At 55.5% G+C, this 10,632-nt stretch carries 5 protein-coding genes; all 5 read left to right on the top strand.

Annotated elements, in window-relative coordinates; genetic code table 11:
• Positions 1–186 precede the first annotated feature (186 nt).
• Positions 187–471 (top strand): 50S ribosomal protein L25, encoded by a 285-nt coding sequence (locus HMPREF2609_RS07520; protein WP_037231874.1) that lies wholly within the window; start codon positions 187–189, stop codon positions 469–471.
• 286 nt (positions 472–757) lie between these two features.
• The gene (gene pth, locus HMPREF2609_RS07515; protein WP_070536167.1) at positions 758–1,342 is read left to right on the top strand and encodes an aminoacyl-tRNA hydrolase; all 585 of its coding nucleotides are present in this window, start codon (positions 758–760) and stop codon (positions 1,340–1,342) included.
• Between the two features lie 306 nt (positions 1,343–1,648).
• Positions 1,649–2,947 carry an aminotransferase class V-fold PLP-dependent enzyme gene (locus tag HMPREF2609_RS07510; RefSeq protein WP_070536165.1) on the top strand — a complete coding sequence of 433 codons (1,299 nt, stop codon included), beginning with the start codon at positions 1,649–1,651 and terminating at the stop codon, positions 2,945–2,947.
• 37 nt (positions 2,948–2,984) lie between these two features.
• Positions 2,985–3,452 (top strand): Fe-S cluster assembly sulfur transfer protein SufU, encoded by a 468-nt coding sequence (gene sufU, locus HMPREF2609_RS07505; RefSeq protein WP_048753443.1) that lies wholly within the window; start codon positions 2,985–2,987, stop codon positions 3,450–3,452.
• Positions 3,453–3,737: 285 nt separating this feature from the next.
• Positions 3,738–10,632 (top strand): DUF6531 domain-containing protein (locus tag HMPREF2609_RS07500; protein WP_070536163.1); only part of this gene is annotated, 6,895 nt, incomplete at its 3' end.

Here is a 10,632-nt window from a genome sequence, read left to right as displayed (position 1 = left end):
GGGGGGGGGGGGGGTCTGGAACTAGGAAAAACTATCCTTGCTCGTATCTGGAAAATCTGTAAGAATATAGTGTTAGCCAAGGCGAGGGCAGGTTCTGCCGTTATCGACGAGGTGGCGCATGGAATCCCATGATTTGCGCCATTATTCTCTTGGCGCATCACCCATCATCAAAGAATGGAGATTACCATGTCTGAAATTAAAATTACTGCTGAGCCCCGCACCGATTTCGGTAAGGGCTATGCACGCCGCATCCGAGCCGTTGGTGATATCCCCGCCGTTATCTACGGCAATGGCAAAGAGCCTAAGCACGTGACCCTTCCCGGCCACGAGACCACCCTGGCTGTTCGTAACAAGGACGTCGTTCTGGTGATCGAGGTTGATGGTGAACAGTTCAAGACTCGCGTGCAGGATATTCAGCGTCACCCGATCCGCCCCGAACTGCAGCACATCGACCTGCTGTTCGTCGACTAGGATTAGGTAAACAAAGGAGCGCGCGGCGCATCAACGTTTACGCCGGAATCTGTTTTAGTGGTTTTTCGGCAACGGTACGGCTCGTATCTGCTTCTGGCGGGTGCGAGCCGCTTCCATATTCCCCGCCAACTTACGGCATACACCCATCTTTACCGTTTGGCTCAGGTGCGAGATAGCCGATCAGTAACCGCCTAATCCGCCCATAGTTTTATCCGGTTTACCGAGTAGTCTCTCCTGAGCATTTTTTATTTCTCACCCTATAACCCGCAGGAAGGTACACGAGAACATGTCTGATGCGTGGCTCATCGTCGGCCTGGGCAACCCCGGACCGCAATACGCGAAAACCCGCCATAACATCGGGCAGATGGTGCTCGATAAAATCGCCCACGAAATGGGCAGCACCTTCAAGAAGCATTCCAAATCATCCGCTGTAGTCGTCGAAGGTCGCCTAGGTATAGGCGGTCCCAAGGTTGTACTCATGAAATCCCTCGGGTACATGAACACCTCGGGCGGGCCCGTATCTGCGGTCGCAAAATTCTATGGCATCGACCCCGATCACATAATCGTGGTGCACGACGAGCTTGATATTCCCTTCGACACCATCAAACTCAAAATTGGTGGGGGAGAAGGCGGCCACAACGGCCTGCGCGATATTACCAAGGCGCTAGGCACCAAAGATTATTACCGTGTGCGCGCTGGCATCGGTCGCCCACCCGGGCGCATGAACACCGCCGACTACGTGCTCAAACCCTTCACGGCAGCCGAAGCCAAAGACCTGCCGTTCCTGATCGACAACTCCGTCGATGCGGTCGCCATGCTTATCACCGACGGGTTGACGGCGGCGCAGCAGCGCTTTCACAGCGCATCCTAAATATGTGCAGGGCACGGACGCTCGACAAACCGCACAATTCGGTGCCTCTACATTACATCTGCCGGGTGCGCCCCGCAGTAAACATGACGCCCCGTTACGCCCGTAGCTATGGTTAGGCAGATTTCCTAGGCTATTGCACACACCTAACTAGGTTTTGCTCGCGCCAAGGAATAAGCTAGAAAAGCATGACGTTATAGCCCCACAGACACTAAGCTCGGGCGTACAGCCCCGACCTAACGTGCCACACAGCAGGGGTCTCAACGCCATGCGGCGCGCCTGAAACCGGTCAAGAGAAAAGGAACAACCGTGGCAGAATACTCAGTCCCCGCCAACACGCCGCTCAACGATGACACCGTGCGAGCGTTGCGCGCAGACTTCCCTATTCTCAACACCGTCGTCAACGGCAACCCGCTCGTCTACCTCGATTCCGGCGCCACCAGCCAAAAACCACTCCAAGTTCTCGATGCTGAACGCAATTTCTACCTGCACGCCAACTCTGCGGTACACCGCGGCGCGCACACTCTTGCCGTTGAAGCCACCGAACTCTTCGAGCAGGCCCGCACCACCGTTGCCGCCTTCGTAGGAGCCCGCGACGAAAACATCGTCTGGACCTCCAACGCCACCGAAGCGCTCAACCTTGTCGCCTACTCAATAGGCAACGCCTCCCAAGGACTCGGCGGCGAAAAAGCCCAGCGTTTTGCCCTGAAACCCGGCGATGAAATTCTCACCACCGAAATCGAACACCACGCCAACCTCATACCCTGGCAGATCCTCGCCCAACGCACCGGTGCAACCCTCAAACACATCCCCTCCACCGACGACGGACAGATCGACTACGAAGCCGCCGCCGAACTCGTCACCGAGAAAACCCGCATCCTCGCCTTCACCCACGTCTCCAACGTCACCGGCGCCATTGCGGATGTGCCGCGCTTCGTCTCACTCGCCCAAAAAGTCGGTGCCCTCACCGTCCTGGACGCCTGCCAATCCGTACCCCACATGCCGGTAGACTTCCCCGCGCTCGGTGTCGATTTCGCCGCATTCTCCGGGCACAAAATGCTCGCCCCCACCGGCATCGGCGCACTCTACGGCCGCGCCGAGCTTCTGGACGCGCTGCCCCCATTCCTCACCGGCGGCTCTATGATTACCCGCGTCGAACTCCAAGACGCCGACTATATGCCCGCCCCCATCAAATTTGAGGCGGGAACCCAGCGCGTCTCCCAAGCCGTCGCCTTTGCCGAGGCAGTACGCTACCTGCAGCACCTCGGCATGGATAACGTACACGCCTGGGAACAAGAACTCGGCGCGCGGCTCGTTGCCGGGGTGCAGAACATTGAGGGCGTGCGCCTGCTAGGACCCACCGACCCGAACAAACGCGCCGGGCTCGTCTCCCTCGGCATCGACGGGGTACACCCGCACGACGCCGGGCAGCTGCTCGATACGAAAGGTATCGCCGTGCGCGTAGGTCACCACTGCGCCCAGCCGCTGCACCGCGGTGCCGGGCTGACGGCCTCGACCCGCGCCTCCGCATACCTCTACAACACCACCGAAGACATAGATGCATTCCTTGCCGCGCTCGCCGAGGTACGCCCCTACTTCGGGCTGTAAAGAAGCCGTTACTCATATACACAGGATTGGATAATTCATGTCGCTAGAATCGCTCTACCAAGACATTATTCTGGAACACTCAAAGCAGCGCACCGGTGAACATCTGGTGGAGGTACCCGCCGGGCACGCCAGCGCCGACAACCACCAGTACAACCCCACCTGCGGAGATGAAATCAACCTGCGCCTCGTGCTTTCTGATGAGCAGAAAAACGGTGAAAAGGTTGTCGAATCAGTCTCGTGGGAAGGCGACGGCTGTTCCATTTCGATGGCGGCGGCATCGGTGCTCTCCGAGATGGCACCGGGTATGACCGTGGGGGAGCTGCAGAACCATGTGGATGCGTTTCGCGAGATGTTGCGCTCGCGCGGTCAGATTACCCTGGATGAGGAAGAATACGGCGATATGGCGGCATTTTCTGGGGTCTCAAAGTTTATGGCCCGCGTCAAATGTGCGATGCTCTCATGGGTGGCAGTCGAAGAGGCAGCTCGCGAGGCAAGCACGAAATAGAAGCATCTATGGTTGGCTGCTGCGCTGACCCTAAAACATAGCTTCACCCATCGAGCGGCTCTCCGGTCACCATGACTGAAGGGCCGCTCTTCTATGTGCATGCACATATGGCACATAGGGTTTTGAGCTCCAGAGAAGGAGGACTTCAAGAATATGAAATCGTAGTACAAAAATTTTTGAACATTTTTACAACTCTCTACCGAAAGTACAGATTATTTTCAAGAACCCTTGTAAGATGAAAAGGTATTTTCACTATTAAGCCTTCTTCCGGAAAGAGTTTGGCGCATGCAAGAAGACCTGACCAATGAGTACTACCATGTGAACACCAGCGAGCTGAAATACAAACAAGTTGAAGCTGCTGCATTAGCAAATACCTTTAATAGTGCCGCTGACAAGTTGGAAAGTTATTATGGAAAAATCCGTACTGAAGGTATGCATGCCGCACAAGAATTTCGGGGTCAGTATGCTACGTTGTTTGTCCTCAACTATGGACAATGCATGGATGATGCAAAACGCTTAGCAGATGCCTGTAGGCGTGCAGCTAAGGCTGTTCAACAGATCGCACATGCTGCTGAGATTGAACAGGAGAATCGGCGTAAAGCACGTGAAGCGGAATTAAATACAACTAAGCAGGTTAATAACGGTCATGGCAAAGACCGGGTTGGATCATATTATCCCAAGCCTTCCTATGTAGCTTCTGAAGAACCAAATATTGTTGTTAACCCTGATGATCCTGAAGGTAAACGGAGCACGGAAATTGATACATCCATGACTTCTAGCGAGAAACTAGCTAACAGGATTGAGTCATCGGCAGGGGTCTCCTCAGCTGAACCAGCTGCTTTGGAAAAATATGTTTCTTTTATACAAGACACTCTTAACCCTGATATGGAATTTTATTTTTCCTCTATTGACACTGCGTACAACCGGTATTTAACCGAGTGTCAGTGGGGAATGCTTGTTATCGACGGTCTTCTGAAAGCCACTATGGAATGGCTTATCGATAATACGCATGATGCTACTTGGATATCCCAGGTTGCTCAAGCATTCCGTCAGGCTGGAGCCGGAGTGCATTTTACGGTCTCAGATGCTGCTTTGACGGCTTCTTTGCAACAAGCTGGCGTGAGCGCTGGTCGTAAACGTCTTCATGTACCGGATGTTCAGGTTTATGGTACTCAGCCATCGAGTGGTTATGCGAATGATCCGGTGAATGTGGCGACGGGTAACTTCATTGAGGAAGAGCGGGATCTTTCTGTCGGGTCTGTTTCGTTGGTGCGGATGTATAACAGTATCGCTGCTGCTGGGGCGGCGTCTACGCATGAGGGGTATGCGGCTCCGGTGGGCGCGTTTGGGCCTGGGTGGTCTTCTACAGTGGATACGCATTTGGGGTTTACGGCTTCCGGTGTGGTGTGGGTTGATGTTGATGGGCGGCAGGTTTTCTTTGCCCGTTCTGGGGCTGGGTTTGCTCGGGCTGCTGGGGAGGCGTGGTGGCTGCATCGATATACGGTGAACCCAGCGGATTCGTCTGCGTCTCAGGCTTCTGACTCTGAGAATGGTGCTGCTCATGATGAGGCTAACGGTGGCGTGCGTGCGCAGGCCGCGCGTGCTGGGTTTGCTGTTGTGATTTCTTTGGCCGCTGAGCATTCTGACCAGATGGTCTCTGGCGGTGAGTTTTATACGGTATCGAATAATGCCGGGCAGTACCATTACTATACGCGGGGTGGTGCCTGGCTGGGCTCTTGGGGTTCGGAGCCTAGTTCTGCGGTTGCCGCTATCTATGAGGACGCTTCCAATGGTGGTTCTTCCTCTCGTGTGCGGGCTATGGTGGGTGCTTTCGGTAAGGCTATTCGCCTCTCGTATGATGATGTTTCTGGGCGTGCGGTGGCTGTTACTGGGGCTGGATCTCGGGTGGAGTATGCCTATAGTGAGACGGGGCATCTGGTAGAGGTGACAACCTACGCTCTAGCCTTGCAGACAACATCCGATCCCGTGGATGAGCCTGAGAGTGCTGTCAAGGGTGGTACTGATGCGGCTTGCGGCGTTGTGGTTGCTTCACGCGTGTATACGCATACCGAGGATGGTTTGGTGCAGACGGTCACGGACACTGGCGGTGTGCGTGAGGTGACTAATGTGTATGGGGATCCGGATAATCCTGGTCGTGTTACCCAGCAGGTCAGTGAGCATGGTCGTGTGATTGACTATACATATTTGCCGGGTGGGATTACGCAGATTACCACCGGTGCTCATGAGAACACTCTGGAGACCGATTCTGAGGACTCTGGTACTGCGGATACTGCTGAGCGGGCGCTGCATCCGAATACGTGGGTGTCTGATAGTAAAGGGCGATTAGTCTCGGTTACGTCGGCGGAAGGGTCTACGGTTCGGTTTATTTATGACGCGTTTGGGAACCGGATTCAGGTGACCGACCCTGAAGGGGCGAGGACAGTGCGGTCTGCGAATACTCGTGGGCTTGTGGTGAAGGAGCTTACTTCTACAGGTGCGATGAGTATTACCGAGTATGACGACTTGGACCGACCGGTTCACAAGCGGACATATGACTCGAAGGATGCGTGGATTCGTAAAGACGCTCCGGTAAAGGTTATTTCATATGAGTATGCTGAGGAGGGTTTTTCGCGTCAGCCGGTTGCGGTGACGACTGATGGTGCCACCAGCCGGTATACCTATACATCGACGGGACAGATGTCGTCAGTGACAGATCCGACAGGGGTCGTCACGCGGCTTTCCTACGATGCTCGGGGGAATCTGACCGGAGTGCTTAATGCTGTGGGCGACATGCTCAAGGTTGAGTATGATGCCCAGGATCGACCGGTGGCGGTGATCTCTCCATCGAGGGCAACTATGCGTGTGGAGTATGACGCTGCCTCGCGTCCTATTCGGGTGATTGACCCAGCGGGGAACGCAACTGTGTATACATATACTCCTGCGGGTAAAGTCGCCAGTATCACGGATGCGGTTGGGGGCGTGCGCCGGTTTGAGTACAACGCCGCTGGGGAACTAGTTGCCCAGGTGGCACCTGATGGTGCCCGTACCGTGCGTGAGATCAACGAGCTGGGATACACGGTTGCTGAGACTGACCCGTTAGGGCATGTGACGAAGTTTGTCCATGATGGTATGGGCAGGGTTACAGAAAAGATTGACCCAGCCGGGAATGTGTGGGCGAGCAGGTATAACGCTGCTGATACTTTGGTGGAGCATACCGATCCGACGGGTGTGCTCACACGGGTAAGTCGAGATAGTGCTGCCGGTGAGATCACGCATCAGGACGGTGACGGGAACACCGCGACAGTTGGGTTTGATGCGCTGGGTCGGGTGATGAGCAGTATTGACCCGTCCGGGGCAGTCACGTCGTGGGCGTATCAGTTTTTGGCTAACACCACGACTGCCTCCTCGGGTGAAGGGGAACGGGAGCCCGCGCATCGTCAGGGTGCTTCAGATCCTGTTCGTGTACAGGATCCGACCGAGAATCTGGTGAGGGTTCCCGGTGCCCATGCGTTGCGGACGTGTACTGATGCTGCTGGTCAGGTTTCGGGTGAGGTGTGTGATGCCGCTGGGCGGTTACTCAGGCAGGTGAGTGCCTCGGGGGCTGTGACAGAGTATTCGTATGATGCGTGTGGTCGGGTTGCCTCAGTGACGGATGCTGATGGGGTGATGACTGAGTACCGGTATGATGCGGATTCGCGTTTGGTAGCGAAGACTCGTGCTGGCGTGGTAGTGGAGTCTTTTGTGTATGACCTGTGTGGGCGTGTGTTGGAGCGTCGTGCTGGGACTAAGCTGGTGGGCAGGTATGCCTATGATGCTGCCGGGCGTGTGGTGCGGTGTGTGGATGCTGCTTGGGGCACTCGGTCGTTCTCCTATGATGCGTGTGGGCGTGTGGTTAAGGCTGTTTCCGGCGTAGGTGGAACATGCTTTTTTGATTATGACGGTGCGGGGCGTTTGCTAGCGCGTCGGGTAGCTACGTCTGAGGGTTTTGCGACGACTTCGTATGCCTATGATGCGGTGGGGAATGTGGTGTCGGTGACGGATCCATTCGGGGCGGTGACCAAGTATGCGTATGATGGCGCGCACCGGTGCACTGAAGTCATGAATCCGGATGGTTCGCGGGTGTCGTATGCGTATGATGGCGCCGGTGAGGTGGCGAATATGCATGTGGCTAAGCCAGGTGAGCGCTTGGGCCGGTTGGCGTGTGCGTGGGTGCGGGATCGAGCCGGTCGGTGCCTGACGGTGAAGGACTATCTGGCGGGTGAGAACCTGGCACGGCTGGGCGCTCAACGGTCTGCAGCTGCTACGGTCGCTACAGCAACAACCACCGTTGGCTCTGCTAACGCGAGTGCAACAACAACTGCTGGTAGGTCTTCTATCGGTGTCTCGGATGGCGCGGAATCCGAAGCTGATGTGTATGTTCAGACGACCTATGTCTCAGATGCTTTGGGACGTTTGGTGAGGGTGGATTCTGCCCCGAAACTCGGGGATGAAGTTTCTGATACGGCGTTCTTTGCAGCGGATAATCGAGTATCCGCTGCCGGGGATGCTTCTGCGGCTGAGGTGTTCGCATCTACGGGTGCGTGGAGTCTAGCGTACTCCTATGATGCTGATGGGAATGTGGTTCAGCGTACTACTCCGTATGGTTCTACCGTGTATGGGTATTCTCCGGGCGGGCGTATTAGGTCTACGCAGCAGATCCCTGCCGGTGTCGGGGTAGAGGACTCATCGAGTGTTGGCGATAAGCCTGGGGTGGCTGAGTTTGCTTATGATGCGCTGGGGTATTTGGAACGTGTTCAGGTTGGGGAGTGTGTCTCTTCGTGGGTGCGTGATACGTCTGGGGCCGTTATGGGGTACACCGAGGAAGTTCTCGGGGGAGCCAACGAGCCTGGTGGTTCATCGTCGGGTGTGGTGCAGGGTGTGCGGGTACGCCGGAATCCTGCGGGGAAGATTACTCGGGTGGAAGACACCGTTAAGGGTTCCTGGTGTGAGTACGCCTATGATGCTTCCGGCAGGTTGATCCGTGCGGTGAGCTCGGATGATGTGTCGGTGGTGTGGGTGTATGATCCGGTCGGGTTGCTTATGAGGGAAGAAACCCATCAGGAAGGTGCCCTGGTTCGGGTGCGTGCGTTTTCCTATGTGGGGGAGCGGGTGCAGACGGTACGCCTGTATGAGGCACTAGAGGATGGTGGTGGTTCTTCTGCTGCACCTGTTGCGGGTGTGGTGGAGGATCTAACCGGGTTAGATGCGTCATCTTTGGTGTGTACGGGGTCGGTTCAGTATTCCTATGATGTGCGGGGTTTCCGTACCGGGGCGGCTGATCATACTGGTGCTGCCGTGACGTGGGGCTGGGATGCTCTGGGCTCTTTAGAGCGGGTGGAGCGTATCAACCACACCCCTGAGTCTTTGCTGGGCAGTCATGTGGCTGCTGGTGGTGAGGATTCTCTGATGGGTAACTCGGCGGTGTGGTTTGCGGCATCGTCGGTTCGGAATATGCCGGTAGCTGTTGGGAGTCAGCGGGGTAGGCAGGATCCTGTTGTCTCGCCGCTGGTGTGGGATACGACAGTACCTGATGCTGCTTCGTTGGTGGGTGTTGGTGTTACCGAGGCGGTTTCGGCGGGGTCTGTGCTTGGCGGGCGCGATAGTATCCTCACCGACACAGGTGCGGGAGCATATGGTTTTGGCACGGATATCTTCGGTGCCGCGTCCCCGGTAACTTGGGGAAGCAACACCACTGCAGCTGCTGGTAATGGGTTGCCGGGTTTGCCTGCTGATGTGGGTTTGACGGCTCAGGGTGCGTTAGCAACCGTTGGCGGTGAGTTGATGGGTGCGCGTTTGTATGATCCTGTGACGGCTGGGTTTTTGTCGCCGGACCCTGTGGAGCCTGTGGCCGGGTCGGGGTATATGGGTGCGTCGTATTTGTTTGCGTCGGGTGATCCAGTGAACCTGCACGACCCCACAGGATTAGAGCCTATTCCGGTTGAGGTGATGACGGAATATATACGACGTGTTAAGAACGGAGATGTACAACGAGACGCCTTAAATAAGTTTTGGGAAGACGTTAAACACAAATGGAATCGTTTTTGGTCCAGTTCTATTGATGATTGGAATAAATTCTGGGAAGACTTCCTTAAAGACCCAGTAGGCTGGATAAATTCTCATCCAGAAGAACTGCGTAATGGCGCAGTCATGATTCTGTCAGTGATGATGCTCGGTACCCCTTTGAGCCCGTTCGCTGCAGGGTATCTTGGGGGAGTTGGCACCTCGTGGATTATCCAGCGATGGGAAAATGGAAAGATTGACCCTAGGCAATTACAAATAGACGGTTTGATAGGTGCTGGTAGCGAAGCACTCTTTATGCTAATAGGTCGTGTATATAGGGTTGTTCGGTCTGGCAAAGGTGTCGAATTTAATACAAGTGGTGGTCGTTTGTCTATTCCTGGGCAAGCCCCTTCCTCAATGGCTAAGTTCGATACTAGGTTAGTTGGTGCCGCAGAGAGTAAAATTCTTCAAGCAGGCGAATCTGGTTTTTACACCCGCCTAAAGCCTGGTGATGCCGGTTACGGAATTTTGAAATCTCCTGCGCGAGAGTTGCAGGAAACTCGTTACCCTAAGATCGAGGTTAAACCTGTTACTGGTGGCGCTCGTTCTGCGACGGAGGTTCCGCCGGTTGCGGTGTCGCGTGTTGATGTTCCGCAGGTTGCTCCGGTGGAGGGTTCTGGTGCTTCTCGTGGTGCTTCGCAGGTGCCGTTGCGTCCGGTGGAGGCTCCGCAGGTGGGCGAGGTTCCGCCTGCTTCGGGTGCTGGGTCTGGTGCTGCTGGTATGCAGGCTGTTAATCCTGGTGGTGTGGCTGATGATGCTGTGGTAGCTCGTGGTTCTGCTGGTGGTGTGCGTGAGCCTGAGGTGCAGCTGAGGCCTGTTGAGGAACCAAAGGTTGAAGGTCTTGATACCGCACAGGTTCAGCGTGTGGCGCGGGATGAGCATTTGGTGCCTGCGGCTCATGGTAAGGCGGTTCCTGAGCTTGCTGAGAGGGGTGTTCCGAATGGGGGAGGCACCTATAGCAAGGGCTTTAATAATGCTCCTCGGGCAGATGACTATCTTAAGTCTCGTATTAATTGGGAAGGGTTGAAGGGTAAACGAGTTCAATATCCTGATAGGTCAGATGTTATTTATGTAGATGATT

Origin of the sequence: Rothia sp. HMSC058E10 (assembly GCF_001809415.1) — a bacterium.
In the GTDB taxonomy this organism is placed as follows: Bacteria; Actinomycetota; Actinomycetes; order Actinomycetales; family Micrococcaceae; genus Rothia; species Rothia dentocariosa.
The sequence above is the reverse complement of the archived record's forward strand: the minus strand, read 5'-3'. Positions and strand labels throughout refer to the sequence as shown.